General features: G+C 70.6%; 21 protein-coding genes and 2 pseudogenes. 14 read left to right on the plus strand and 9 right to left on the minus strand.

Annotation, left to right across the window (positions count from 1 at the left end):
* Positions 1 to 5: 5 nt before the first annotated feature.
* Positions 6 to 842 carry an LLM class flavin-dependent oxidoreductase gene (locus tag AB0F91_RS27495; RefSeq protein ID WP_360601896.1) on the minus strand — a complete coding sequence of 279 codons (837 nt, stop codon included), beginning with the start codon at positions 840 to 842 and terminating at the stop codon, positions 6 to 8.
* 102 nt (positions 843 to 944) lie between these two features.
* Here AB0F91_RS27495 and AB0F91_RS27500 point away from each other — a divergent pair, with 102 nt between their 5' ends.
* From AB0F91_RS27500 to AB0F91_RS27510, 3 genes are all read left to right on the plus strand, one after another.
* The gene (locus AB0F91_RS27500) at positions 945 to 2,105 is read left to right on the plus strand and encodes a saccharopine dehydrogenase NADP-binding domain-containing protein (protein ID WP_360601898.1); all 1,161 of its coding nucleotides are present in this window, start codon (positions 945 to 947) and stop codon (positions 2,103 to 2,105) included.
* An 820-nt stretch (positions 2,106 to 2,925) separates the two neighbouring features.
* Positions 2,926 to 3,777 carry a chitosanase gene (locus AB0F91_RS27505; protein WP_360601900.1) on the plus strand — a complete coding sequence of 284 codons (852 nt, stop codon included), beginning with the start codon at positions 2,926 to 2,928 and terminating at the stop codon, positions 3,775 to 3,777.
* Positions 3,778 to 3,840: 63 nt separating this feature from the next.
* Positions 3,841 to 4,524 carry a L,D-transpeptidase family protein gene (locus tag AB0F91_RS27510; protein WP_360601902.1) on the plus strand — a complete coding sequence of 228 codons (684 nt, stop codon included), beginning with the start codon at positions 3,841 to 3,843 and terminating at the stop codon, positions 4,522 to 4,524.
* Between the two features lies 1 nt (position 4,525).
* Here the strand turns inward: AB0F91_RS27510 and AB0F91_RS27515 are convergent, their stop codons facing one another.
* The 3 genes from AB0F91_RS27515 to AB0F91_RS27525 are packed head-to-tail and all read right to left on the minus strand — an operon-like array spanning position 4,526 to position 6,695.
* Positions 4,526 to 5,509: a PHP domain-containing protein gene (locus tag AB0F91_RS27515; protein ID WP_360601903.1), complete on the minus strand. Its 984-nt coding sequence runs from the start codon at positions 5,507 to 5,509 to the stop codon at positions 4,526 to 4,528.
* An 18-nt stretch (positions 5,510 to 5,527) separates the two neighbouring features.
* A complete protein-coding gene (locus AB0F91_RS27520; RefSeq protein ID WP_360601905.1) occupies positions 5,528 to 6,031 on the minus strand; it encodes a metallophosphoesterase in 504 nt (167 codons plus the stop codon).
* Positions 6,032 to 6,035: 4 nt separating this feature from the next.
* Positions 6,036 to 6,695: a GntR family transcriptional regulator gene (locus AB0F91_RS27525; RefSeq protein WP_360601907.1), complete on the minus strand. Its 660-nt coding sequence runs from the start codon at positions 6,693 to 6,695 to the stop codon at positions 6,036 to 6,038.
* Between the two features lie 146 nt (positions 6,696 to 6,841).
* Between AB0F91_RS27525 and araD the strand changes: the two genes are divergently transcribed.
* The 3 genes from araD (at position 6,842) to AB0F91_RS27540 (ending at position 11,059) form a co-directional block, all read left to right on the plus strand.
* Positions 6,842 to 8,560 (plus strand): L-arabinonate dehydratase, encoded by a 1,719-nt coding sequence (araD, locus tag AB0F91_RS27530; protein ID WP_360601909.1) that lies wholly within the window; start codon positions 6,842 to 6,844, stop codon positions 8,558 to 8,560.
* A 90-nt stretch (positions 8,561 to 8,650) separates the two neighbouring features.
* Positions 8,651 to 10,414, plus strand: coding sequence for a VanW family protein (locus tag AB0F91_RS27535; protein WP_360601911.1), 1,764 nt, complete (start codon positions 8,651 to 8,653; stop codon positions 10,412 to 10,414).
* A 357-nt stretch (positions 10,415 to 10,771) separates the two neighbouring features.
* On the plus strand, positions 10,772 to 11,059 hold the full coding sequence (locus AB0F91_RS27540; RefSeq protein WP_360601913.1) for a hypothetical protein: 288 nt from the start codon (positions 10,772 to 10,774) through the stop codon (positions 11,057 to 11,059).
* A 1-nt stretch (position 11,060) separates the two neighbouring features.
* On the opposite strand, the gene AB0F91_RS27545 is transcribed toward AB0F91_RS27540, so the two are convergent.
* On the minus strand, positions 11,061 to 11,882 hold the full coding sequence (locus tag AB0F91_RS27545; protein ID WP_360601915.1) for a class I SAM-dependent methyltransferase: 822 nt from the start codon (positions 11,880 to 11,882) through the stop codon (positions 11,061 to 11,063).
* A gap of 108 nt (positions 11,883 to 11,990) precedes the next feature.
* Here AB0F91_RS27545 and AB0F91_RS27550 point away from each other — a divergent pair, with 108 nt between their 5' ends.
* Positions 11,991 to 12,761 carry an ABC transporter ATP-binding protein gene (locus AB0F91_RS27550; RefSeq protein WP_360601917.1) on the plus strand — a complete coding sequence of 257 codons (771 nt, stop codon included), beginning with the start codon at positions 11,991 to 11,993 and terminating at the stop codon, positions 12,759 to 12,761.
* Positions 12,737 to 14,326, plus strand: a complete 1,590-nt coding sequence (locus AB0F91_RS27555) for a hypothetical protein (RefSeq protein WP_360601919.1) — start codon at positions 12,737 to 12,739, stop codon at positions 14,324 to 14,326. The genes AB0F91_RS27550 and AB0F91_RS27555 overlap by 25 nt, the downstream gene beginning before the upstream one ends.
* 40 nt (positions 14,327 to 14,366) lie before the next feature.
* On the opposite strand, the gene AB0F91_RS27560 is transcribed toward AB0F91_RS27555, so the two are convergent.
* Positions 14,367 to 15,719, minus strand: a complete 1,353-nt coding sequence (locus AB0F91_RS27560; protein ID WP_360601921.1) for a TrpB-like pyridoxal phosphate-dependent enzyme — start codon at positions 15,717 to 15,719, stop codon at positions 14,367 to 14,369.
* A 97-nt stretch (positions 15,720 to 15,816) separates the two neighbouring features.
* On the opposite strand from AB0F91_RS27560, the gene AB0F91_RS27565 reads away from it, so the two are divergent.
* Entirely contained in the window at positions 15,817 to 16,509 is a 693-nt protein-coding gene (locus AB0F91_RS27565) for a dienelactone hydrolase family protein (RefSeq protein WP_360601923.1), read from the plus strand.
* A gap of 110 nt (positions 16,510 to 16,619) precedes the next feature.
* Here the strand turns inward: AB0F91_RS27565 and AB0F91_RS27570 are convergent, their stop codons facing one another.
* Positions 16,620 to 17,747 (minus strand): DUF6461 domain-containing protein, encoded by a 1,128-nt coding sequence (locus tag AB0F91_RS27570; protein ID WP_360601926.1) that lies wholly within the window; start codon positions 17,745 to 17,747, stop codon positions 16,620 to 16,622.
* Positions 17,748 to 18,016: 269 nt separating this feature from the next.
* Here AB0F91_RS27570 and AB0F91_RS27575 point away from each other — a divergent pair, with 269 nt between their 5' ends.
* The 4 genes and pseudogenes from AB0F91_RS27575 to AB0F91_RS27590 all read left to right on the plus strand — a co-directional run.
* On the plus strand, positions 18,017 to 18,601 hold the full coding sequence (locus AB0F91_RS27575; protein WP_360601928.1) for a hypothetical protein: 585 nt from the start codon (positions 18,017 to 18,019) through the stop codon (positions 18,599 to 18,601).
* Between the two features lie 59 nt (positions 18,602 to 18,660).
* Positions 18,661 to 18,867, plus strand: a pseudogene (locus AB0F91_RS27580) (dienelactone hydrolase family protein); the annotation flags it as partial.
* A gap of 29 nt (positions 18,868 to 18,896) precedes the next feature.
* Positions 18,897 to 19,301, plus strand: coding sequence for a hypothetical protein (locus AB0F91_RS27585; RefSeq protein WP_360601930.1), 405 nt, complete (start codon positions 18,897 to 18,899; stop codon positions 19,299 to 19,301).
* 103 nt (positions 19,302 to 19,404) lie between these two features.
* Positions 19,405 to 19,611, plus strand: a pseudogene (locus AB0F91_RS27590) (dienelactone hydrolase family protein); the annotation flags it as partial.
* A gap of 396 nt (positions 19,612 to 20,007) precedes the next feature.
* On the opposite strand, the gene AB0F91_RS27595 reads toward AB0F91_RS27590, so the two are convergent.
* On the minus strand, positions 20,008 to 20,766 hold the full coding sequence (locus AB0F91_RS27595; RefSeq protein WP_360601932.1) for an MBL fold metallo-hydrolase: 759 nt from the start codon (positions 20,764 to 20,766) through the stop codon (positions 20,008 to 20,010).
* A gap of 56 nt (positions 20,767 to 20,822) precedes the next feature.
* Entirely contained in the window at positions 20,823 to 21,818 is a 996-nt protein-coding gene (locus AB0F91_RS27600; RefSeq protein ID WP_360601934.1) for a helix-turn-helix domain-containing protein, read from the minus strand.
* 156 nt (positions 21,819 to 21,974) lie between these two features.
* On the opposite strand from AB0F91_RS27600, the gene AB0F91_RS27605 reads away from it, so the two are divergent.
* Positions 21,975 to 25,685 carry a S8 family serine peptidase gene (locus tag AB0F91_RS27605; protein WP_360601936.1) on the plus strand — a complete coding sequence of 1,237 codons (3,711 nt, stop codon included), beginning with the start codon at positions 21,975 to 21,977 and terminating at the stop codon, positions 25,683 to 25,685.
* The last annotated feature ends 17 nt before the right edge of the window (positions 25,686 to 25,702 follow it).

Genomic DNA, 25,702 nt, shown 5'->3' on the forward strand with positions numbered 1-25,702 from the left:
CGCCGTCACGCCGAGCGTTCCGCCGCCACCTGTTCGCGCACCTGCGGGATCGTCTCGGCGATGAACACGTGCGACGCCCGGTCGTCCGCGCCGGAGAGCACGAAGGTGTCGAAGCCGCCCGCGAGGGCGAAGTCGGCAAGTTCCGAGGCGGTCGGGGTGGCGCCGACGTTGAGCACGCGGCGGATCGACGCCGGGTCACGACCGGCATCGACCGCGGCGGTGTCCACGGCGGAGGCCATCCGGAGGGCTTCAGCAGGGTCGTCGCGGAGGCTGACGACCCAGCCGTCGGCCAGGTGGCCGGTGAGGCGCAGGGCACGGGGGCCGTACGAGCCGAGCCACAGACCGATCGGACGCGCCGGCACGGGGCCGGAGTGGGCGCCGGCCAGGGTGTGGAAGCGGCCGTCGAAGCGGAGATTGCGGTCGCCGCTCCAGATCTTTCGGATAACGGTGATCGCCTCCTCCTCGGCGGCGAGCGCTTCGCCCGGGGTCCGGCGCGGGCCGCCGTACGCGACGATCGCGTCCCAGAACGCGCCGGCGCCCAGAGCGAGGTCGAACCGGCCGCCCGACAGCAGGTCGAGGCTGGCGGCGGCTTTCGCGAGCACGGCGGGGTTGCGCAGCGGCAGGTTGGCGACGTCGGGGAACACCCGGATGGTCGTCGTCGCGCCGAGGAGCACGCCCATGAGGGAGAAGGTCTCCACGTACCGGCGCTGGTACGGGTGGTCCTGCACAGCCAGGTGCTCGAACCCCATCCGCTCCAGCTCGCGCGCGTGCTCGACCAGGGGGTCGGCCGCGTTCGGCACCAGGAAGTAACCCGTCGAGATGTCCCGCCCGAAGTCTGTCATCACCACTCCTTCGTCCGCTTCAACGAACCCGGACGGGCGGAGATTCCGGCCCCGAAGTGACTCGGCGGTAACCTCGGGGCCAAACCTTCGGGAGGCACGCGCATGGCCGACTACGACCTGGTGCTGTTCGGCGCCACCGGCTTCACCGGCACGCTGACGGCGGCGTACCTCGCGCGCTCCGCCCCGCCCGGCTGCCGCTGGGCGCTCGCGGGCCGCAACCGCGCCAAGCTCGAGGACCTGCGCACCCGGCTGGCGGCGATCGACGAGCGCCTGGGCACGGTGCCCCTGCTCAGCGCCGACATCGCGGACCCCGACTCGCTGCGCGCGGTCGCCGCATCGGCGAGGGTCGTGGCCACCACAGTCGGCCCGTACCTGCACTACGGCGAGCCGCTGGTCGCCGCGTGCGCCGCCGAGGGCACCGACTACGTCGACCTCACCGGCGAGTCCGAGTTCGTCGACCGCATGTACCTCGCCCACCACGCGAAAGCCGCCGAAACCGGCGCCCGGCTCGTGCACAGCTGCGGCTTCGACTCGATCCCCCACGACCTCGGCGCCTGGTACACCGTGCGGCAGCTGCCCGAGGACGTCCCGCTGCAGGTCGACGGCTACGTCCGCGTCGACGCCCTGCCCTCGGGCGGCACCTTCCTCACCGCGATGACGGCGTTCTCCCGCCAGGCCGCCGCCAACCGCGTGGCCAAGGAACGCGCGGCGGCCGAACCCCCGCCGGCCGGCCGCCGCGTGGGCACCCCGATCGGCGGGCCGCACCGCGTACCCGGCACCGGGCAGTGGGCCGTGCCGCTGCCGACGATCGACCCGCGGGTCGTGGGCCACTCGGCGCGGGCGTCTGCACGCTACGGCCCGGACTTCCGCTACCGCCACTTCGCGGCCTTCTCCGGATTGCCGTCGGTGGCGGCCGCGACAGCCGGCGCGGGCGCGCTGTTCGCCGCCGCCCAGCTGGCCCCCGCGCGGGACGCGCTGTCGAAGCTGCTCGCACCGGGCCAGGGACCGAGCCTGGCGCGCCGGGCGAAATCCTGGTTCTCCGTCCGCTTCATCGGCTCAGGCGGCGGGCAGCAGGTGACCACCGAGGTCTCCGGCGGCGACCCCGGCTACGACGAGACGGCGAAGATGCTCGCGGAATCCGCCCTGTGCCTGGCTTTCGACGAGCTGCCCGCCACGGCCGGCCAGGTCACCACGGCGACGGCGATGGGTGACGCGCTGATCGAGCGGCTGATGCGGGCGGGTCTGTCGTTCCGCACCTTGTGACATCAGTCCTTTGTGGACCTAATCCACTCACCCACGAACGCAAGGGAACGCGGATAAATCGCCGGGAGTTCCTGCAGGATCGGTCGTCATCTCGCCGACCTCCCGGAGACCGTCACAGCCGGCATGAAACGCATCTCCATCGAGGACTACTGCCGATCAGTCCACTGGGCCCTGGACGTCGGAGACCGAGCACCAGAGCCCGCACAGTGATGGCGCACGGGGAATTCGCGACCGAGATCCTGAGTCAGCCGACCAACAACGATCGCATCCGACAGCTCAACCCCTGCACGCCCTCGCCGGCGCCAACTCCGGACAGTCAAAGACCAACGCCTTCCCGCTCACCGCAACCCTGCAACACCAACCAACACTCCGGCCCGACCAGACGCCCCCCGTCCGGCGGTCCTAGCGGCGGTTGCAACACTGTTGCTTGACGGTGTTGGTGAGTGACCGTGTCATGCGCTGGGCTGGACCGTCCCAGTCGATGGTCCCCCGGGGCACCACAACCTGCTTCCACCCGCGCAAGCAAGCCGTTCGTTCCTTGGCCAATCCTCTGCCACGCCGGTCTCGGACCAGCTTGCGGACAACCGCTCACCGGGACCCGGTACCACCCTCCGGGCACCAGCTCCCGCCACCCCGTTCAGCGTCAGCGAAAACCCGATCAACCCCTTGCCGCCGGGATCACCCGCGGTTATCGTTGCGCTACGCCGCAGCAGCACCGGAGCCGTGTTTACCCTGGAACGCCAGGGAATTCCCGGCTTCGTCCGCCTTGCCCACCTGTCATGGCCCTGCCCTGACAATTCTGCGGAAAGGGAATTCCCCCATGCGCAAGACGATGCGGCCTGCCCTTGTTGCCGGCCTCACCGTGGCGTCGGCCCTCACCGTCGCCCTGGCCACCCCAGCCCTCTCGAGTGCCGCGCCCACCCCCGCGTCCCTCACCAGTGCGGCCGCCATCCTCGCCTCCGGCGGCGACCTCGCTTCGCCGGAGAAGAAGGACATCGCGATGCAGCTCGTCTCCAGTGCGGAGAACTCGAGCCTCGACTGGAAGGCCCAGTACAGCTACATCGAGGACATCGGCGACGGCCGCGGCTACACCGCCGGCATCATCGGCTTCTGCTCGGGCACCGGCGACATGCTCGAGCTCGTGCAGGCCTACACCAACTCCATGCCGGACAACCCGCTCGCGAAGTATCTCCCGGCGTTGCGCAACGTCAACGGCACCGACTCCCACTCCGGCCTCGGCCAGGCGTTCGTGGACGCGTGGCAGGCCGCGGCGAAGACGTCGCAGTTCCAGGCCGCGCAGAACAGCGAGCGCGACCGCGTGTACTTCAACCCGTCGGTGAACCAGGCGAAATCCGACGGTCTCGGCGCACTGGGCCAGTTCATCTACTACGACGCCATCGTGATGCACGGTCCGGGCAACAGCTCCGACAGCTTCGGCGGCATCCGCGGCTCCGCCATCAAGCAGGCGAAGCCGCCGGCACAGGGCGGCAACGAGACCACCTACCTCAAGGCGTTCCTCGACGCCCGCAAGGTGATCATGAAGCAGGAAGAAGCCCACGCCGACACCTCGCGGGTGGACACCGAACAGCTCGTGTTCCTCAACGCCGGCAATCTTGACCTCCACACGCCCCTGAAGTGGAAGGTCTACGGCGACTCCTACCAGATCAACTGACCCACGACCCGGGCTGCCGATTTCCCCGCGGCGGCCCGGGTTCCTGCCGTAAGCTCACGCCCCATGAGAACCGTTCTCGGGACGCTGGTCTGCGTGGCGCTGGGTACGCTCGCCACCGCCGCGCCGGCTTCACCCGCCCGGAATCCTGCGCAGGAGCCCCCGCTGGCCTATCACGGTTCCGCCGGTCAGATGGTCACGGTCACCGCGCCGGACCCGTCGTCGACCACCGCGACGCTGATCGCATGGCGGCGCAAAGGTTCCCACTGGGTGCGCGCACTCGGGCCGTTCCCGGCGTTCGTCGGCGCGCAGGGCATCGGCGAAGCGAGCGAAACGACTTCGCACACCCCCGCCGGCGTCTGGACGCTCACCGAAGCCTTCGGCATCCAGCCCACCAACGGCACCCGGCTGCCCTACCGCCAGGTGACCGAGAACGACTGGTGGGTCTCCGACGTCAAGTCGCCCTTCTACAACACGCACTACTCGTGCACGCCCGGCACCTGCCCGTTCGACGAGGCGGCCGGCGAGGACCTCGGGAAGGCCGGGCCCGTCTACGACCACGCCGCCGTGATCGACTACAACCGCTCGCCCGCCGTGCCGGGCAAGGGTTCGGCGTTCTTCCTGCACGTCTCGTCGGGCAAACCGACGGCGGGCTGCGTGTCCATCCCGGGCGCGGACCTCGACGCCGTGATGCGCTGGCTCGACCCGGCGGGCCATCCCGTGATCAACATCGGCATCAGTCCACAGTAGACTAAACGAGCTCGTCCGCGGGCCGGGTGTTGATCACGCGGTCAGGGGCGAGACCGACCTTTTCGGCGCGTGCGCACCCGTAGACCTGCCAGTCGAGCTGGCCGGGTGCGTGCGCGTCGCTGTCGATGGCGAACTCGCAGCCCAGCTCCACGGCCATCCGCAGCAGCGGCATCGGCGGGTCGAGCCGCTCCGGGCGCGAGTTGATCTCCACCGCCACGCCGTTGTCCCGGCAGGCCGTGAACACCTTCTCGGCGTCGAACGTGGAGGGTGGCCGAGCCCGAGGACCGCGCACCAGCCGGCCGGTGCAGTGCCCCAGCACGCGCACGTTCGGGTTCGCGACGGCAGCCAGCAGCCGTGGCGTCAGCTCACGCGAGGGCATGCGCAGCTTCGAGTGCACGCTGGCGACCACGAAATCGAGCCGCTCCAGCAGGTCCGAACGCTGGTCGAGCGCGCCGTCGTCGAGGATGTCGACCTCGATGCCGTGCAGCAGCCGGAACGGGGCGAGCTCCTCATTGACGCGCGCGACCTCGTCCATCTGCTTGCGCAGGCGCTCGGGCGAAAGGCCGTTGGCCACGGTCAGGCGCGGCGAGTGGTCGGTGAGCACGATCCACTCGTGGCCGAGGTCGCGCGCGGCCTCGGCCATCTCCTGGATCGGGCTGCCGCCGTCGGACCAGTCGGAGTGGGTGTGGCAGTCGCCGCGCAGCGCGGCGCGCAGTGCGCCACCGTCGGGCAGATCGGCTTCCGCGACCTTCGCCGCGTACGCGGGCACGCGGCCGAGCCACGCGTCCTCGATGACCCCGGCCGTCGCCTTGCCGATGCCCTTGAGCGCCTGCAGCGTGCCCGAGCGCACACGGCTGTCCAGCTCTTCCTGCGACAGGCGGTCGACCACCGCCGCCGCCTGCCGGAAGGCGCGGACGCGGTAGGTCGGCTCAGCCGCGCGTTCGAGCTGGAACGCGATGTCGCGCAGTGCGCGTGCCGGATCCATGCGTCCTGTTCTACCCGTTCAGGCCCGCCGGGGCAGCTCGTGGAACTCGACGTCGGTGAGTTTCCCGGCGTGGATCTCGGCGGTGGCGAACGTGCAGAACTCCTGGCGCCGCCGGTCGGTGGGCGAGCCGGGGTTCAGCAGGCGCAGGCCGCCCGGTGTCACGGTGTCCCAGGGGATGTGGCTGTGGCCGAACACGAGCACGTCGGTGTCGGGGAACTGCGCTTCACACCGTGCCTCGCGGCCCTTCGCGTCGCCCGTTTCGTGGATCACGGCCAGGCGCACGCCACCGAGCGTCACGCGGGCGACCTCCGGCAGCCACTCGCGCAGCTCGGGACCGTCGTTGTTGCCGTAGACCGCGACGAGCCGTTTGCTGGCGACAGCGAGCTCGTCGAACGCGTCGAGATCCACCCAGTCCCCGGCGTGCACGACGACGTCGGCCCGCTCCACCTCGGCCCAGACCTCGTCGGGCAGCGCTTTGGCGCGCTTGGGCAGGTGGGTGTCCGCGAGGAGCAGCAGCCGCACGGGGTTACGCCCCCTCATCCGGGATCGCCGCCAGCACCCGCTCGAGAAACGCGCCGATGTGCTTGCGCAGCAACTCGGCCGCGCCCTCGGCGTCACCCTTCTTCGCGGCGGCGAGCACGGCCTTGTGCTCGGTCCACTCCTTGCGCCAGCTGGGGTTCGCGTCCCAGCCGACCACGGTGATGAGGGCGGCACGGTCCTTGAGGTCGTCGAGCATCGAGACCATCAGCGGGTTGCCGCAGCCGGCGTAGAGCGCGCCGTGGAAGCGGCGGTTGAGGAGGCTGAGCGCGGCGTGGTCCTTGTCCGCGAGCGCCGCCTGCGCCTCCTTCAGCGCTTCGGCCGCATCGTCGAACGACACCCCCGCCGCCACCGAACGGCGCAGGGCTTCGGGCTCCAGCACCATCCGCACGTCGTACACCGAACGCGCGAGCTCCGCGTCGACCACGCACACCGACGCGCCGCGGTACGGGCTGAACGTGACCAGACCCGAGTTCGACAGCACCTTCAGCGCCTCGCGCACCGGCGTCTTCGACACGCCGAGACGCTGCGCCAGCTCTGCCTCCACCAGCGGCTGGCCCGGGAGCAGCTCGCGGGTCAGGATGCCGCGCCGGATCTCCTCCAGGACCACTTCGGTCCGGGAGGCGGGCAGGCTGAACGTCGGTGGCATCGGACACTCCAGGCTCGCGCAGTCTGCCGCGGTGAACAGACCGACATTCAACCAGGCTGGCGCGGACGGTGCCCGCGACCCGCACGGCGGAGTGTGATCATATATCAGATGCCATACTGCCCGTAGCGACGAAAGGCGGCCCGGCCATGAAAACACCGGATGACCTGCGCAGCCACCGCTGGTTCGGTGGCGACGAGCTGCGGAACTTCAGCCACCGCGCCCGGGCCCGTCAGCTCGGTTACGAGCCCGAGGAACACCTGGGCAAGCCGGTGATCGCCGTGCTCAACACGTGGAGCGACATCAACCCGTGCCACATGCACCTGCGCGAGCGCGCGGAGCAGGTGAAGCGCGGCGTGTGGCAGGCGGGCGGTTTCCCGCTGGAGTTCCCGGTGGCGACGCTGTCGGAGACGTACCAGAAGCCCACGCCCATGCTCTACCGCAACCTCTTGGCGATGGAGACCGAGGAGATCCTGCGCTCCTACCCCGTCGACGGCGCGGTGCTGATGGGCGGCTGCGACAAGACCACACCCGCGTTGCTGATGGGCGCGGCGAGCGCCGGGCTGCCCGCGATCTTCGTGCCGGCCGGGCCGATGCTGCGCGGCCACTGGCGCAACGAGGTGCTGGGCAGCGGCACGGACATGTGGAAGTACTGGGACGAGCGCCGCGCCGGCACGATCGGCGACGAGGAGCTGTCCGAGCTGGAACGCGGCCTCGCCCGCTCCCCCGGCCACTGCATGACGATGGGCACGGCGTCGACCATGACGTCGGCCGCGGAGGTCCTCGGCGTGACGCTGCCGGGCGCGGCGTCGATCCCGGCCGTGGACTCGGCGCACCACCGGATGGCGGCGGCAAGCGGGGCGCGGATCGTGGACATGGTGTGGGAGGACCTCACGGTCACGAAGGTTCTCGACGAGCGCGCGTACGCCGACGCCATCACCACCGTGCTCGCGCTCGGCGGCTCGACCAACGCGGTGATCCACCTGATCGCGATGGCCGGGCGCAGCGGTCTGCCGCTGAGCCTGGCCGACTTCGACGAGATCGCGCGCCGCGTGCCCGTGCTCGCGAACATCCGCCCGGGCGGCGCGTGGCTGATGGAGGACTTCTACTACGCGGGCGGCCTGCCCGGGCTGCTGTCGCGGCTGACGGACCTGCTGCACACCGACCGCCTCACCGTCTCCGGCCGTACCCTCGCCGAGACGCTGGCGACCGCGCGCGTGCACAACGACGATGTGATCCGCCCGCGCGACAACCCGCTGGCGGCCGAAGGCGGCGTCGCCGTGCTGCACGGCAACCTGGCTCCGTCGGGCGCGGTCATCAAGCACATCGCCGCGACCCCGGAGCTGCTCACGCACACCGGGCCCGCCGTCGTGTTCGACGACTACGCCGACCTCAAGAAGCACATCAACGACCCGTCGCTCGGCATCACGGCCGACTCCGTGCTGGTGCTGCGCGGCTCCGGCCCGCTCGGCGGCCCGGGCATGCCCGAGTACGGCATGCTGCCGATCCCCGACCACCTGCTCGCGCGGGGCGTGCGCGACATGGTGCGCATTTCCGACGCGCGCATGAGCGGCACCTCGTACGGTGCGTGCGTGCTGCACGTCGCCCCGGAATCGCACGTCGGCGGCCCGCTCGCGCTGGTCCGCGACGGCGACCTGATCACGCTCGACGTGCCCGCGCGCGCGTTGCGCCTGGAGGTGCCCGACGACGAGCTGGCGCGCCGGCGGGCGGACTGGCTCGAGCCTGCGCCGCGGTTCGAACGCGGTTACGGTGCCCTGTACGCCGAGCACATCACCCAGGCCGACGAGGGTTGCGATTTCGACTTCCTCGCGCGCGCCGGCGCCAACCCGGAGCCCGACGCGCGCTGACCGGTTTGTTCCACAAGGGGCACTAGTCCGGCATGTCCGGCTCGGGCCGTACGCTGTGGCGCGGGACGCAGCAAACGGAGGGTCGAACAGGTGCCGTACGAACCGCGCTGGCCGGAGTCCGAGGACGAGCAGACGGTCGTGCTGCCGGCGGTCCCCGCCGAGCCCGAATCGCGCCCTCGCCTCCGCAAAGCCCTGTGGATCTCCGGCGGCGTGCTCGCCGCGCTGCTGGTCGTGTACCTGATCGACCTGCTCACCAGCCAGGGCAGCGTGCCGCGCGGGACCACGGTGGCCGGCGTCGACGTCGGGGGCCTCGACCGGCCGGTGGCCGAGCGGGAGCTGCGGGGTCTCATCGAGCCACGGCTCACGCAGCCGCTGACGGTGACCGCGGGCGCGGCTCGGACCACGTTGTCGCCGACGCTGGCCGGCTTGCGCCTCGACTGGTCCGCGACGCTGGATCAGGCCGGTGACCAGCCGCTGAACCCGTTCACGCGGCTGGCGTCGTTCTTCTCCTCGCACGAGATCGGCGTCGTCTCGCACGCCGAGGGCGATCGGCTGGATCCGGCGCTGGAGGACCTGCGCGGGCGGGTGGATCGTGCCGCGGTGGAGGGCACCGTGCGGTTCGACGGCACCACGCCGGTCGCCGTGGCCCCGCAGCCGGGACAGAAGCTCGATGTCGCCGCGGCGAAGGCCGCCGTGCTGAGTCAGTGGGCTTCGGGTTCCGAGTTGGCGTTGCCCGTGGTGCCGGCGCCGGTGCGGACCACTGCTGCCGGGGTGCAGGCGGCTCTGGAGCAGTTCGCCCGGCCCGCGGTGGCGTCGCCGGTGACCCTCGACGGTGAGGGCGCCTCGGCTGTGCTGGAGCCCCGTGACATCGCCTCGGCTCTGACCTTCGCGCCCGCTGACGGTGGCGGGCTCGTGCCGGTCGTGGACCAGAAGAAGCTCGTCGCGGTCGCCGGCCCGCAGCTGAAATCCACCGAGAAGGAGGGCAAGGAGGCGACCGTCGGGTTCAGCGAGGGGAAGCCGACGGTCGAGCCTTCGGTGGACGGCAAGACCGTCGATTGGGAGCCGAGCCTCAAGCCGCTGCCCGACGTGCTGAAGCGCGCCGACGGTCGCTCGCTCAAGGCCGTCTACAAGATCAGCCCGGCCAAGGTGACGACCGAGCAGGCCAACGCGCTGGGTGTGAAGGAGGTCGTCGGCGAGTTCACCACCGGTGGTTTCGCGCCCGACTCGGGCGTCAACATCCGCGTCGTCGCCCAGAAGGTCAACGGCGCCATCGTGAAGCCCGGCGAGACCTTCAGCCTCAACGGCTTCACCGGCCCCCGCGGCAACCCCCAGGGCTACGTCGAAGCCGGCGTCATCGAAAACGGCGCCCCGGCCCGCGAAGTCGGCGGCGGCATCTCCCAGTTCGCGACGACCCTGTACAACGCCGCGTATTTCGCGGGGATGAAGGACGCGGGGCACAAGGAGCACAGTTACTACATCAGCCGTTATCCGGCGGCGCGCGAGGCGACGGTTTTTCAGAACCCGAATGGGTCGAGTGTGATCGATTTGAAGTTCACGAACGACTCGCCGACGGGGATCGCCATTCAGACGATTTGGTCGCCTTCCTCGTTGACGGTGAAGTTGTGGGGCACGAAGCGGTACTCGGTGGAGTCGATCCCCGGGGAACGGACCAATCCGACTCCGCCGCCGACCAAGCCGGGGCCGGCGGAGAACTGCCACGCTTCGAACGGTGCGCCCGGGTTCACGACCACGGACACCCGGGTGCTGAAAGACGCTGCCACGGGGCAGGAAGTCTCGCGCCACACGCGGACAGTGCGGTACAACCCCCAGCCGAAGATCACCTGCAGTGCGTAGCGCGACGGTGCGTTTCGGCCGCTGAACTCCGGCTGAGATCCTTGCGGGGAACCTCAGGAGGATGCCTTGGCGGCGGCGCTGATCCGCGCCCCGGCCCGGGACTCGAACCCGTCCGAAGTGGGCCATCAGCCGGGCGGTGCTCGGCGGGCACACGGTGATCTTCGCGACTCGGCGAGGGCGCGCACGCGACCTGCGACGAGCTGGTGGTCACCGGCGAAGGCCTCGACCTGTGAAGCCGCGTGCCGGGTTTGCGGAAGCTCGCCGCCGTCGGCCGCCTGCTGCGGGCCGACTCGGCCGCTCGGTTCGGCACGGCCGCACCACCACGGCGCTGACCTGGCAGCTGGAACGCACGGCCTGGTGGCTCGCCCGGTGGACCGGTGCTGGCACCCGGACCACTACCGCACCTACCGCGAGGAGCCCGGACAGCCCGCGGGGTCGCTGTCGGTGCGGCAGGAGGTCACCCGCGCCCTCGCGCGTCCGAAGGACTTCCTGGACACGGCGGACCGGGCTCAGGCGCGCGGCCGGGCCCGTGACCGGCTCGTCGACGCACGCCCGGCGTTCGTCGTGGAACGCGGAAACCACGTCTCAGCCCGGTGGCCTGGTGATGTGCACACGTTCACGAAGACGTTCGCCGCGCGGGTTTGACTCACGCGGGCGACCAGGACACCGTGACCAGCTCGCGGCCCGACGACCCCAGATCGGGCGGCAGCTCCGGATCGACACCCAGCTCCAGCAGCGCGTCGGCCACCTCACCGGATCGCGTCACGGGCAGGCACAGCCGGCGCCGCGTCACGTCGACGAGGTCGCCGAAGGTCTCGTGCTCGGCCTCCGGCGGACGGCGCCAGTTCGTGATGTGCGGTTCGATGCCCAGCTCGACCAGTGCGGCGCAGAAATCCTGAGCGGTCGGGCCGGCGGGGCGGCGGACACCGTGGAACCGCGCCCACAGCTCGTTCAGTGCAGTCAGCGGGTGCTCGAGCGCGGTCTCGACCACCACACGCCGGCGGGCCCGGTTCGTGAGGGCGTGGACGAACGGCTCGAGGTCGGGCACGTTGTAGACCACGTTCCCGCACAGCACCAAGTCGGCGTCAGCCAACTGCCCGGCGACGCCGGGCCAGTGCCCGAGCACGGTCTCGGCGGGTACACCCAGCCGCGCGGCCCGGGCGGCGAACGACGCGAGCAACTGCTCGTCGCCGTCGACGCCGCACACCGCTGTGACGCCCGCCCGCCCCACCAGCGACAAGCTCGTGGCGCCGGCCGCGACGCCGACGTCGAGCACAGTGCCCGGCTCGGCCAGCACCGCCGCCGCCTCGGCGAAAGTCCCGCCGATCGGCGCCGCGATCTGCACGTCGGCGCGGCGCTCGAAGACCCGCCGGGGCAGCACCCACGGCGGGTCGGGGACCGCGCCGGCGATCTCACCGGGCACCGCCCACGCGGCCAGCTGCTCCGCCCACCTCAGCACCGCCGACATCCGCATCGCCTCCCACTCGGATCCGTTCCCCGAATCCTCCTCCAAACATCGCGCACACCTCCCCCAAGCCGCGTAATCTCCCCATCCAGACCACGGAAGGGGGCACTCGTGGCCGATGACGCCGCAATGGGCCTGTACGGGCTCACGAAACGGTTCGGCACCACGCTCGCAGTCGACAGCGTCACGTTGGAGGTTCCGCGGGGCTCGTTCTTCGGGCTCGTCGGGCCCAACGGCGCCGGCAAAACCACGTCGCTGTCGATGGCGGTGGGGTTGCTGCGACCGGACCAGGGGCAGGCGAACGTGTTCGGCGTCGACGTGTGGCGGGAGCCGGAGCGGGCGAAAAGCCTGATCGGCGTGCTTCCGGACGGACTGTCCATTCCGGAGCGCCTCACGGGGCGCGAGCTGTTGACCTACATGGGTCTTCTCCGGGGTCTTCCGCCGAACACCGTCGCGGAGCGGGCGCAGGAGCTGCTCGGCGTGCTGGAGCTGCTGGAAGCCGAGCGCACGCTCGTGATCGACTACTCCGCGGGCATGCGCAAGAAGATCGGGCTCGCGATGGCGCTGCTGCACGGGCCGCGGCTGCTGGTGCTGGACGAGCCGTTCGAGGCGGTGGACCCGGTGTCGGCGTCGACGATCCGGACGATCCTGCAGCGGTTCGTCGGCTCGGGCGGCGCGGTGGTGCTCTCGAGCCACGTGATGGCGCTGGTCGAGCAGCTGTGCAGCCACGTCGCGGTGATCACGCGCGGCCGGGTGGTCGCGGCGGGCGCCGTGGACGACGTGCGGGGCGGCGGGAGCCTGGAAGACGCGTTCGTGCACATCGTGGGCGGGCGCACCGGCGGAGCGGAAGGGCTGTCGTGGTTGGCGTCCTCGTCCGACTGAAGCTGCGCGTCCTGCGCAATTCCCTGCGCGGCAGCCGGGTCGCGGGCATGGTCGTCGGCGGAGTGATCGGGCTGACCGCCGCCGTGCTGACGATCGTGCTGGCCCTCGTGCCGATCCGGGGCGGCGGGATCACCGTCGATCTGCTGACCACGATCTACGCGGGATGGGCGGCCGGCTGGGTGCTCGCGCCCATCGCCACCGGCGGCGGGGACGACACACTCCGCCCGGAGCACTTCGCGCTGCTGCCGATCGGGCGGCGCAAGCTCGCCGTCGGGCTGCTGGCCGCGAGCTTCGTCGGCGTGACGACGCTGGTCAGCCTGGTCGCGTTCCTCGGCCTGTTCTTCTACGGCCTGCGCCTCGGCGCGGGCGCGGCGCTGGTCGGGCTCGTGTTCACCGTGCTGCAGCTGGCGTTCGTGGTGCTGCTCTACCGCGTGGTGATGGCGGCGCTGGGCGCGCTGCTGACGTCTCGCAAGGGCAAGGAGCTGGGCATCATCCTGGTCGCGCTGACCGGTCTGTCCGGCGTCGGCGTGAACCTGGCGATCAACAGCCTCGGCCCCGCGATCATCAACGGCCGCGTGCCGGGTTTCGTGAACGTGATGCACGTGCTGCCGTCCGGCTGGGGCACGGTCGCCGTGCACGCGGCGGGCACCGGCGAGTGGGGCACCGCGCTCGGGCTGCTGGTCGCGATGCTCGCGCTGATCGCCGTGCTGCTCGCGGCGTGGGGCGCCTTGCTCGCCCGGCAGGTGACGAACCCGTCGTTCCGCGGCGCGTCGCGCACGAAGGTGCGGGCCGAGGGCGCGCGCGGGCGCCGCAGCCTGCTGCCCGCGACGCCCGTGGGTGCCGTGGCGCGCAAGGAGCTGTTCACGTGGTGGCGCGACGCCCGCCGGCGCGTCGCGCTGCTGTCGACGCTGATCGTCGGGGTCGTGGTCACGGTGCTCCCGGCGCTGTCCGGCGGCGGGCGGCCCGCCATCGTGCCCTATCTCGGGGTCGCGGTGGTGTTCTTCGCGTGCATGCAGTCGGGCAACCTCTACGGATTCGATGGCAGCGCCTTGTGGCACACGCTCACCGTGCCCGGCGCCGAACACGCCGACGTTCGCGGCCGGCAGCTCGCGTGGGCGTTGATCGTCGCGCCGGTGGCGCTGGTGCTGGCCGCGGTCCTGCCGGGCGCGGTCGGCGAGACCGGTGCGTACCCGTGGGTGTTCGGATTGGTGCCGTCGCTGCTGGGGGCCGGTGCGGGCGTGCTGATGCTGCAGTCGGTGTACCTCGCGTACCCGCTGCCCGACCAGCGCAAGAGCTCGAGCCCGTGGTCGTCCGGCGGCCGTCCGGGCTGCGCGCGGCTGCTGCAGATGTTCGCGACGATGCTGCTGGTCGCCGCCGGAGCGCTGCCGGTGCTCGCGCTGTGCATCGCCGGCGCGGTGCTCGGCTCGCCGGTGCTGCAGTGGCTCGGCGTGCCGGTCGGGATCGTGGTCGGCGCCGTGCTGGCGTGGTGGTGGGGCGGGCTCGCGCGCCGACGTCTTGAGGCTCGCGGTCCCGAGCTGCTGGCGACGGTGTCGAAGGAGCAGTGAACCTTGGGCCGCGGGTCCGGTGGGCCCGCGGCCCGTGACGTCACGGCAACGCGGCCAGTGAAGCATCGAGCACGTCGTCGGACAGCTCGTTGTCCACCATCTCGCCCGAGAGGTAGGCGCCGTACGCGGGCAGGTCGAGGTGCGCGTGGCCGCACAGCGCGGTGAGGATCACCTTCTCCTCCCCGGTTTCCTTGCAGCGCAACGCTTCCTGAAGGCACGCGGCCAGCGCGTGCGTCGGCTCGGGCGCCGGGATGATGCCCTCCGCACGGGCGAAACGCACGCCCGCGGCGAAGCACTCCTGCTGCCCGACGGCGAGCGCCTCGATCAGGCCGAGCTCGTAGAGGTGCGAGATGAGTGGCGACATCCCGTGGTAGCGCAGGCCGCCCGCGTGGATCGGGTCGGGGATGAAGCCGTGGCCGAGCGTGTGCATCTTCAGCAGCGGGGTGAGGCCCGCCGTGTCGCCGAAGTCGTACGCGTACGTGCCGCGCGTGAGCGTCGGGCACGCCACCGGCTCGACGGCGCGGATCACCGGGTTCATCCGGCCCGCCAGCTTCTCACGCAGGAACGGGAACGCGAGCCCGCCGAAGTTGGAGCCGCCGCCGGTGCAGCCGACGAGGATGTCCGGCGTGTCGCCCGCGAGCTCGAACTGCTTGAGCGCCTCCTCACCGATCACCGTCTGGTGCATCAGCACGTGGTTGAGCACGCTGCCGAGCGCGTAACGAGCGTTCGGATCGGCCGCGGCCTGCTCCACGGCCTCGCTGATCGCGATGCCGAGGCTGCCGGTGGATTCGGGGTCGTCGGCGAGGATCTTCCGCCCGGACTCGGTGAGCGCCGACGGGCTCGGGTGCACGGTCGCGCCGAACGTCTCCATCATGAGCTTGCGGTAGGGCTTTTGGTCGTAGGAGGCGCGGACCTGCCACACCTCGCACTCGAGCCCGTACTGCGCACACGCGAAGGCGAGCGCGCTGCCCCACTGGCCGGCGCCCGTCTCGGTCGTCAGGCGCGTGACGCCCTCCGCGGCGTTGTAGAACGCCTGCGGCACCGCGGTGTTCGGCTTGTGCGAGCCGACCGGGCTGACGCCCTCGTACTTGTAGTAGATCCGCGCCGGCGTACCCAGCGCCTTCTCCAGCCTGTGCGCGCGGTAGAGCGGCGAGGGGCGCCACAGGCGGTAGACGTCGCGGACCTCCTCGGGGATGTCCACGTAACGCTCCGTGCTCACCTCCTGCGCGATCAGCGCCTGCGGGAACAGCGGCGCCAGGTCCTCGGGCCCCACGGGCTCGCGCGTGCCCGGGTGCAGCGGCGGGGGCGGTGGCTCCGGCAGGTCGGGCACCACGTTGTACCAGTGCGTCGGGAGATCGGCTTCGTCCAGGATGTACTTGGTGCGCTTCGCCATCACGCCTCCTGAGATCTGGAAAACTCAACATAGATCGCCGGGGGCCGGTGGGCCAGCCCGTCGTGATTGTCCACAGTGGATCTGCCCAGGAGGAAACTTGCCCACTCGTGTCGATCGCCTGCAGCTGACCGACGGCCCCGTCGACCTCCCCGTGTGGCTCCCCGCCGGCGGCCGCGGCCCCGGCCTGGTGCTGGTCCAGGAGATCTTCGGCCTGGACGATTACCTCTCCGGCGTCGCCTCGGACCTCGCCGAGCTCGGTTACGTGGTCGCCGTGCCCGAACTGTTCCACCGCTTCGCGCCGGGCTGGTCGTCGGCCCATGACGAGGCCGGGGTCGCCCGGTCGATGGAGATCTCCGGCCAGTTGGACCCCGCGCTGGCTCTGTCGGACGTCCTGGCGACCCTCTCGCACCTTCGGGCTGTGACCTCCGGTGCCGGCGTGCTGGGCTTCTGTCTGGGTGGTTCCCTCGCCTTCGCCGCCGCCGCTGCGGGCACGCCGGACACGGCGGTGTCGTTCTACGGCTCGACGGTGGCCGCGGAGATCACTTCGCTGGACGAGGTGGCCTGCCCGATCCAGTTCCACTTCGGGGACCGGGACCAATTCATCCCACGTTCGGATGTGCGCAGTGTCGAGTCAGCTGTGGCTTCCCACCCGGGCGCAGAGATCCACGTCCAGGAGGATGCCGGGCACGCCTTTCACAACCGGGTGGCGCCGATGTTCCACAACCCGGAGGCGGCCGCGCGAGCTTGGGACCTGACGGTGGAGTTCCTCAGGCGGACCTTGCCTGTATGAAGGCGGCAGTACGCCCCTGCTCGGGCCGATGAGCGGGCCTGTGCTGCTGTAGTCGTTCAGAGCGGGAATCGTCGTTGACGATCCCTTCTGGCCGGTCACGGTACGTGAGCTCAGGTTCCATCAGCGAGCAGGCGGGTTGTGAGCTCGTCTCGCATCGCCGGCCAGTTGTTCCGGTTGGCCTGACAGGCGTTGAACATGGCCCTGGCCAGTGCGTCGACGGGGTCGTCTGCCAGGTGTGAGCAGACGGCGGCGAGTGCATGAGCGCGGGCGCACACGGCGCGCTCGTGACTGGTGTCGGCGTTTCGGCGTCTGGCGGCGGCGCGGAGTCTTGCACGGGCGTCGAGCGTCGTGTCCCCTGGTCGGCAGCGGTTCCAGCGCAGCTCGAGGCCGTGCCGAAAGTCCTGGTACGCCTCGACGGCAATCTGATCACGGCGCTGGATGCGCTCGAGCTCGGGCAGGGCGTCCGCGTTGTCGGCCAGGGCGGCCAGTACGGCGGGATCGTTGACGCTGGCGGCTTCGCAGGCGCGGGTTGCCACCAAGGTGACTAGCGTCCGCAATTCCTGCCGAGTCGCCTCGGGTATGGCCGCAGCGATGTCAGGCGCGTTGATCGAGAGCCAGGAGCTGGGCAGTTCGAATCTGGTGGGATCGACGATCACCGAGGCAGCATGGCTCCGGCCGGACCAGTCCGAAGTCACGCGTATGCCGCTCACCCGCTCCAGAAACGCAAGCGCCGCAGCGCACATCCGATAGGGGTCATCAAAGTCGAGATCGTCGAGGAAGCGGCCGATCGCCTTCGGCGTCTCCCCCTCCGGAGGACGACCGCTGACGAAGTCGAAAGCACTCAGGACCTTGCCATCTTGCGCGAGGGTGGCTCGGCTGGCGAGGTTGACGTTCCAGTACACGCTCGCGGCCACCGTGCCGGATGACAACCGGGCCAGGACACCGGGCCTGGAACCGTGGAAACCGTTGTTTTCGGCCAGCAGCGTCCAGCCGTCCCGGTGGTCGGCAACGACGACGGCGAGTTCGTCCGGGAAGGCGTTGACGCTGATCTGCCCGGCGACCGCCAGGCTGACGTCCCGACTTGCCGGGAACCCGTCGAAGCGGAGCAATGCCTCGTCCACGGACAACCCGCGCACCGCGGTGAGGCACAGTGCCTCGGCCGGAAATGCCTGAACGCCCAGCAGAGCCACGTAATGCTGCACCGCGTCAGGGCGGACGGTGGGGACCGGCAATTGCACGACGCCACTCTGCCACATACTTGCGGTCGTCAAGAGGCTGGTCTGTCTCGCGCTGGCGAGAAGACGTCAACAGGCACACCTGCGCTCTCATGCCGCTTAGCGCGGACTTCTTCGACGACGAAACCACGAGACGGCATCACGACCTCCGCCCATGGCGACAGGGGGTGGAAACCGCCTGCGAGAGCACCGTCCAGCAGGTACGTTCACCACTCGCAAGGGTCGACGACGCAGAAGGGGTCGGTTCACTGCCTGCCACAGGAGATGATCACGTGACTGACAACGAGCTGTCGGTGTTGTGGAGGGGGCAGTGGCCGGCGTGTTCCCCGATGGCGGAGACCTTGAAGCTCGCCTACCCGGATCGATGGGTGCGCTTCCACAGCCTGCCCGAGTCCAAGCGTTATGCCGAGAACGAAGGCGAGTACGAAATCCTACTTCGCCGCTACAACTCGGTCCTGGACGAACTCTTCCATGGACAGGAAGTCCGGATCATCACAACCAGTTGGTCGAACGATCCCGAACCGCCACCCCGATCGGCGACTCATCTGCGATGGCACCGCGGCGCCCGCTATTGGATGTCCGTGTGCACCGACGAGGACGAAACAGACCCTGACTTCATCACCTACACCCACCTGTACGCCAGCCGCGCTGCTTGGCGATTCGGTTCGATCGACGACCTGCTCCATGCGGTAGCCGACGATGCCACCCGCGGGGTGATGATCACCAGCCTTTCCTTCGACCGGATCAACCACCCCTACGACGGAGGCTCCGACGTCCTGCTCCCCACGACTGCCGACCGCGACGCGATGAAACACCGTCACACCGACTGGCTCTCCAGTCATCCCTCCGGCCTGTGAGCGCTTGGAGCAGGCGCACCGCATGAGTCACGATATGTAAACAAAACTCACTCCGCCTCGGGGGTCAGGACCCGTTCATCCCGCGGTCCGATGTTGCTGTGGTGGAAGCGGCGGTGGCTTCGCATCCCGGTGCGGAGATCCACGTGCAAGAAGAGGCCGGGCACGCCTTCCGCAACCGGGTGGCGCCGATGTTCTACCGGCCGGAAGCGGCGGCTCGGGCTTGGGAGCTAACGGTGGAATTCTTGTCGCGGACATTGCCAGCGTGAAGGCCGAACTACGACTGTAGGGTCAGCCGGTGACCGCCGAGCACGTTGACTGGGGTGGACAGCGCGAGGGTGGGCCGACTGCAGAGGAACTCGCCTTCGCGACGTCGCTCAACGCACTGGCTCCAGGACTGGACTACTGGCTGCACGCGGACGACGACGGCACGCCCTGGCTTCTGGTGTCCCTGGATCTCATCGAGGAACACGTCATTCGCGACACTCTGCGAGTGGACTTCGACGGCCGCGGCCTGCGCGGCGGTTGGAGTCCGTCATGCCTCAATTGGGACGATGGGGTGAGGGCCGAGGAGGCCTTGATCGACCTGGCAGGACCCGACGGTCTGCTTTTCCCAGCGAACGGGTCGTCGGTCAAGGACCTGGCGCGGCGCGCTGCCGAGTGGTTCACCCAGCCAAAGAAGGGACGATGGGCCGACTCGTGAGCGGCGCCCGGTTGTCGCCACCGCGGCTACAAGCCAAGACGCCACGTGCAGAGTGACCGCGTCGGGCGAGACACGAGTATGTAACCAAAACCCACTCCGACTCGGTGGTCAGGACCCGTTCATCCCGCGGTCCGATGTTGCTGTGGTGGAAGCGGCGGTGGCTTCGCATCCCGGTGCGGAGATCCACGTGCAAGAAGAGGCCGGGCACGCCTTCCACAACCGGGTGGCGCCGATGTTCTACCGGCCGGAAGCGGCGGCTCGGGCTTGGGAGCTAACGGTGGAATTCTTGTCGCGGACATTGCCCGTTTGAGCGGCCTCAGCCGAGGCACCTCCGAAGAGTGGCTGGGTCCGTCCAGCTTGTGCTGGGATAACGGAGTCCGCCAAAGACAGTGCTGATCGACGTTTCGGGCAAGGGTCGACCACGCAGAAGCGGCCGGTTCACTGCCGCCGGAGACGATCACGTGCCTGACGGCGAACTGTCGGTGTTGTGGTGGGAGCAGTGGCCGGGGTGTTCCTCGATGGCGGGCACCTCAACCGACGCCTGCCCGGATCGATGGGTGCGTTCCCACACCCAGCCCGAGTCCAAGCCTTCGACCGGATCCACCACCTCTACGACGGAGGCGCCGACGTCCTGCTGCCCACGACTGCCGACCGCGACGCGGTGATGCGCCGACACACCGACTGGCTCGCCGACCCGAAGCCACGTTCATCCGGCCGGGCGCCGGGCCTGTTCCAGGTTCGCCTGGTGCGGGCCCGCGAGCCAGTCCTGTTCGAGACGCACGTCGACCGGTTCCTCACCTCGCGACAGCGCGTCGAGGTACGCGCGGTCGGCGGCAAGGCGGGCCGTCACCTCGGGCCCCTCGGCAACGGCGCCGTGGCCGGGGACCAGGACGTCGACCTGCCGGGCGGCCTCGTCAAGCCGGTCGAGTGCCGTCGCGTAGGCGGCCACCTGGCCGGGGCGGCGAGGGTCCAGCAGCGGGATCAGGACATCGGAGAGCATGTCGCCGGCGAGCAGGACGCCCCGGTCCGCCAGCAGGACCGCGGCGTGACCGGCGGCGTGTGCCTCGTGCTCGACGAGCTCGCCCGGCAGCGGTCCCCCGTCCCCGGGCAGCGGCGTCACCAACGCGACCAGTTCGAGCGGGATGCCGGACGCGCTCTGCGCCGCCATCGCCTGCGCCCGCTCCCGGGCTCCGCTCGCGACCTCGGCGCAGGCGGCGGTGGCGTAGCGCGGCACGTCGCCGAACCGGGAATGCCAGAGCAGGTGGTCCCAGTGGGGATGGGTCGCGAACCCGGCGGCCACCGGAACGCCGAGCCCCTCCACGTCGTCGGCGAGCTCGTTCAGATCGGCGCCGCCGATGCCGGGATCGACCAGGACCAGTCCCTCGTCCCCGTGCACCACGATGGCGTTGCTCCAGACCCACTCGCTCTGCCGCACCCAGACGCCGTCGGCCACCTGATTCAGCATCGGTCCACTGTGTCAGGTGTCTCCACCCGGCGCGAGGGTGCAGCCGATCCGCCCCCTCACAGCCAACCGCGGCGTTCCGCCAGGCTGCCGGCCTGAAACCGCGTCGACGCGCCCAGCTCCGTCATCAGGCGCTGAAGCCGGCGGTACGTCGTCCGGGTGCTCCAGCCGTTCACGCGCGCGATGGCCGTGTCGGTGAGGCCCGCCATCATCATCGTGAGCAGGGCGCGGGTTTCGTCGTCGGGCCGAGGGCCGTTGCCGAAACCACCCGGCGTCACGGCGGACGCGTCGAGCGGGGCGGCCTGGGCCCATTCGCCTTCGAAAAGGGCCTCGAGAGCCGTGAGGAGCGGAGAACGCCGGACGAGGTAAGCGACCTGAAGGCCGCTGTGGCTGAGGTCGAACGGGATGAGGGCGTCCTGGTCGTCGCGGATGATGAGCTTGATGGGCAGGGTCCGGCGGGTGCGGGCTTCTTCGCCGCCGCGCACGGCGGGCAGGATGTCGGTTTCCAGTTTCTGGGGCCAGGCCACCGCGTCGAGGCTGTAGATCACGCGGTGCGCGACGCCGTCGTTCTGGTGGCGGGCGATCTGCGCCTGGGTGTTGCGGGCGGCGCCTTCGCCGCCGGGCAGCTCGTAGTACGGCGGCGTGTCGAAGACGCGGACCTGGTGCAGCGCCTCGGATTCCAGGTGCGCGACGGCCGCGGCGATCGTTTCGCGGTCGGTGAGCTGCTCGATCACGAGCTCGGGGCTCGTCCGGTGCGCGCTGCGGTGGATCTCCGACAGCGAGTGCACTTTCGCGCGCGCCGCGCTCAGTTCGCGTTCCCGCTGCTGCACGAGCTGGTTGATCGCGATGTCCGGTGGAGCGGCCAGGTACCGGGCCGGGCTGCCGCTGGCGGCCACCAGGTGCTTGCCGACGAGAGCGTCGAGCGTGCGCTGCAACGGGCCCGCTGGGCTCGGCAGGTGGTCGGCGAGCGCGGCGATCGTCGACCCGGGCAGGCCGACGAGCGCGGCATAGACCCGTTCCTCGTCGGCGGACAACCCCAGGACCCCGAGCTCCATGCGAATGTCCTACCCGAGTTGTCGGGATTGTGCCAGGTGGCAGTGAGCAGCCAGTCCGGGATCTTGTGAGGGGTTCCGGCGGCTGGCACTGTTCGGCCGTTCCGGTGCGGCAAGTGCGCCCGCCGGCCTGCCCCTGCGCAGAAAGGAATCCCCTCGTTGAGAACTTCACGCAAGCGTCGGGCCGTCGCGGCGGCCGCGTGCCTCGCGTCGTCGCTCAGCTCGATTCTGGTCGCCGGTCCGGCCTCCGCCGCTCCCGGCAGATCGTCGGGGCTCACTGCCCCGTCAACCCACACCGTCACCCTGGTCACCGGCGATGTCGTCACGGTGAACACGACCGGCGACGCCGGTGACAGCGGGGGGACGATCTCGGTCAAGGGGCCCGACGGCGGCCCCGCCGACGCGCGGATCCTCGAGTCGGCGGGCGACGTGTACGTCTACCCGTCCTCGGCGATGTCCTATCTCGCCAAGGGGATCCTGGACCGCCGCCTCTTCGACGTCACGGACCTGATCACCGCCGGCTACGACGACGCACACCGCGCCGACCTGCCCCTGATCGTCTCCTACACCAACCCTTCCCCGGGATTCCAGGCGAACACCGCGCCCCGCGGCTCGGCCCTGGTCCGGCCGCTGGCGAGCGTCGACGGCGCCGCCGTCACCGAGAACCACGCGCAGGCGCGGGACTTCTGGGCCGCCGTGACGGCAGGAACGCCGTCGTCCTTCGCGGCGGCACCGGCGTTCGCGAACGGCATCAAGCAGATCTGGCTCGACGGCAAGGTCTACGCCGACCTGGCCGAATCGACCGCACAGATCGGCGCGCCCGAGGTCTGGACCGGCGGCGACACCGGGCAGGGCGTCGACGTCGCGGTGCTCGACACGGGCGTGGACGAGGGACACCCCGATCTGGCGGGACGCATCGTCGACGCGCGCAGCTTCATCCCGGGCGAGGACGTCAAGGACCTCCACGGCCACGGCACCCACGTCGCCTCCACCATCGCCGGCACGGGCGCCGCGTCCGGCGGCACCGAAAAGGGCGTCGCCCCGGGCGCTCGCCTGCACATCGGCAAGGTGCTCGCGAACTCCGGCTCCGGCAGCGACTCCGAGATCCTCGCCGGCATGGAATGGGCGGCGGTCGACGAGCACGCCAAGATCATCAACATGAGCCTGGGCACGCAGGAGCCCTCCGACGGCACGGATCCGATGTCGCAGGCGGTGAACCGGCTCAGCGCGCAGACCGGTGCCCTGTTCGTGATCGCCGCGGGCAACACCTCCGGCGCCGGCACCGTCAGCTCGCCTGGCGCGGCCGACGCGGCGCTGACCGTAGGCGCCGTGGACCACACCGATCACCTCGCCGAGTTCTCGAGCCAAGGTCCCCGGGTCGGCGACGGCGCGCTCAAGCCGGAGATCACCGCCCCCGGCGTCGACATCCTGGCCGCGCGATCGCAGTACGCCGCCGAAGGCGAGGGCTTCTACCAAACGCTGAGCGGCACGTCGATGTCCACGCCGCACGTGGTCGGCGCCGCCGCGCTGGTCGCCGCGAAGCATCCCGAACTCACCGGCGTGCAGCTGAAGGACCTGCTGACCAGCACCGCCAAGCAGACTCCCGACTACACCGCGTTCCAGGCCGGCAGCGGCCGCGTGGACGTGGCGGCCGCCGCCCGCGCCGGGATCTTCGCCTCGGCCACCGCGTACGCCGGGCAGGACGGGTCCGGCGCGGTCCGCCGCCAGGTGACGTACACCAACTTCGGTGCCACGCCGGTGAACCTCGCTCTCTCGATCGCCGGGACCGGCGTGCCCCAGGGCATGTTCACGCTCTCGGCCGACCGGGTCACCGTGCCCGCGCACGGCACCGCCGCGGTCACCGTGACCATCGACCCGCACGCCGCGCCCGGTGCGTCCGACGGCTTCACTGCCCAGATCCTGGCGACGGGAGGAGACGGCGCGCTCGCCGCGCACACCGCCGTCTCGCTCGGCGCGCTGACGCACCTGCTGACCATCAATGTCAAGGACGCCGCCGGCCAACCCGCGTCTGCCTTCGTCATCGTGCTCCGCGCGGGGGATCCCAACCCGATCCCGGTGCCGGTCGACGGCAGCGTGAGCTTCTACACGCCGGACGACCAGTACTCGGCGCTCGGCTACCTGACCGTGCCCGGTGTCCACGGCCCGAACTCCCAGGGCGTGGCGCTGCTCGGCGATCCCGACTTCACGTTCGACGGGGACCGCACGATCACGCTCGACGCCGGACACGTCCGGCTGGTCGACGAGACCACCCCGCAGCCTGGCGTCCCCAGCTACCTGCGGCTCGAATACTCGCGGATGCTCAACCAGGACGGCCGCTGGCACGACTTCGGTCTCGCCGACACGGGCACCGACAGCCTGTGGATCCAGCCGCAGGGCAAGGTCACGCACGGCGACTTCATCGTCGGCGCGCGGTGGCGCAAGGAACAGCCCGCGCTGACGGTTTCCGCCCAGGGCACCGACTACACCGACGTCCTGCGGCAGGCGGGTGTCACCCCGCTGCCCGACGGAACCCGGAACCTGCCGCTCGTGTTCGCGGGCAATGGCGCGCCGTCGGACTACGCCGGTCTCGGCGCCCGGGGCAAGGCGGTGGTCGTCCGTCGCACCGCGTCGGCGAACCCGGCCGCGCTGGCCAAGGCCGCAGCCGACGCCGGTGCCAAGCTGCTGCTGGTTGCCAACGACCGACCCGGGCGGCAGAGCCTGTTCTTCGGCACGGACTCGCTGCACCCGAGCCCGATCGACGCCGGGCTCCTCAGCCCCGACGAGGGCGCCAAGCTGATCGCCCAAGCGCGCCGGCGCAACGCGACGCTGCGCACGGAGTCGCACCCGGCGCCGGCGTACCTCTACGACCTCATGCACACCTGGCAGAACGATGTGCCCAAGGACATGGTCGTGCACGCCTCGGGCAAGAACCTCGCGCGCGTCGACGAGACGTTCGCCGGCGCCGTCCCGAGCGGTGGCGGTGAGGAATGGCGGTACGACTTTCCCTCGTACTCGGAGTGGGGCATCGGGACCTACGTCGCCATGGCCGCCAGCGGCCACCGCACCGACTGGGTCACCACCGACGGCGCGAACCGGTGGGGCCACGAGGTCACCGACGGCGTGCTGGGCGAGTGGGGCGTGGCGCGGACGTACCGGCCCGGCACCGTGTCGAGCGACGACTGGTTCACCCCGATCCAGCGGCCGTACCTCAACAACAACTACCTCGGCCCGACGCGCACCGGTGACCAGCTGCGGATCGACGTGCCGGGCTACGGCAACGCCGACCACGTCGGCGCGATCTCCGACGCGCAGCACGCGCACCAGACCGTGACCCTGTTCCAGGGCGACACCCGGCTGGGCGAGTCCGACAACGGGCTCATCATGTACCCCACCGCCCCCAGCTCCGGGCCGCGGCAGTACCGCCTGGTCGTGGCGAACGAGCGCGACGCGACGCTGAGCCCCTACTCGTCCTCGACCACCACGGCGTGGACGTTCACCTCCGCCGCACCGAAGGTCTCCGGTGAACAGGATTTGCTGCCGCTGCTGCAGATCCGCTACGACCTCGACCCGAACGCCTCCGGACCCGTGCCCCGCGACTCGAAGTTCGGCGTCATCGTCGAACAACGCGCCCCGGTCTCCGTGGGCCTGACCCCGGTCTCGGCCGCGGGCGGCGGCACTCCTCGCGCGCCCCGCGTGGAGGTCTCCTTCGACGACGGCACCACCTGGACCCGCCTCTCCGACGACCACCGAGGCGGTTACCGGCTGGACGCACCGAAGAAGGCGCGCTTCGCCTCGCTGCGGGTGACCGCTGGTGATTCTGCGGGCAACTCCGTCACGCAGACCGTCGTGCGGGCTTTCGGGCTTCGCTGATGTTTCGCGCGGCCCGC

The organism is Amycolatopsis sp. NPDC023774, from assembly GCF_040639695.1.
Taxonomy (GTDB): domain Bacteria; phylum Actinomycetota; class Actinomycetes; order Mycobacteriales; family Pseudonocardiaceae; genus Amycolatopsis.

What these genes read in the sequence shown, in the direction of transcription:
- AB0F91_RS27600 (WP_360601934.1), bottom strand. Translation starts at nt 21,818, where the DNA reads ATGGAGCTCGGGGTCCTGGGGTTGTCCGCCGACGAGGAACGGGTCTAT.
- AB0F91_RS27525 (WP_360601907.1), bottom strand. Translation starts at nt 6,695, where the DNA reads ATGCCACCGACGTTCAGCCTGCCCGCCTCCCGGACCGAAGTGGTCCTG.
- AB0F91_RS27505 (WP_360601900.1), top strand. Translation starts at nt 2,926, where the DNA reads ATGCGCAAGACGATGCGGCCTGCCCTTGTTGCCGGCCTCACCGTGGCG.
- araD (WP_360601909.1), top strand. Translation starts at nt 6,842, where the DNA reads ATGAAAACACCGGATGACCTGCGCAGCCACCGCTGGTTCGGTGGCGAC.
- AB0F91_RS27545 (WP_360601915.1), bottom strand. Translation starts at nt 11,882, where the DNA reads ATGTCGGCGGTGCTGAGGTGGGCGGAGCAGCTGGCCGCGTGGGCGGTG.
- AB0F91_RS27510 (WP_360601902.1), top strand. Translation starts at nt 3,841, where the DNA reads ATGAGAACCGTTCTCGGGACGCTGGTCTGCGTGGCGCTGGGTACGCTC.
- AB0F91_RS27560 (WP_360601921.1), bottom strand. Translation starts at nt 15,719, where the DNA reads ATGGCGAAGCGCACCAAGTACATCCTGGACGAAGCCGATCTCCCGACG.
- AB0F91_RS27595 (WP_360601932.1), bottom strand. Translation starts at nt 20,766, where the DNA reads ATGCTGAATCAGGTGGCCGACGGCGTCTGGGTGCGGCAGAGCGAGTGG.
- AB0F91_RS27515 (WP_360601903.1), bottom strand. Translation starts at nt 5,509, where the DNA reads ATGGATCCGGCACGCGCACTGCGCGACATCGCGTTCCAGCTCGAACGC.
- AB0F91_RS27495 (WP_360601896.1), bottom strand. Translation starts at nt 842, where the DNA reads ATGACAGACTTCGGGCGGGACATCTCGACGGGTTACTTCCTGGTGCCG.
- AB0F91_RS27500 (WP_360601898.1), top strand. Translation starts at nt 945, where the DNA reads ATGGCCGACTACGACCTGGTGCTGTTCGGCGCCACCGGCTTCACCGGC.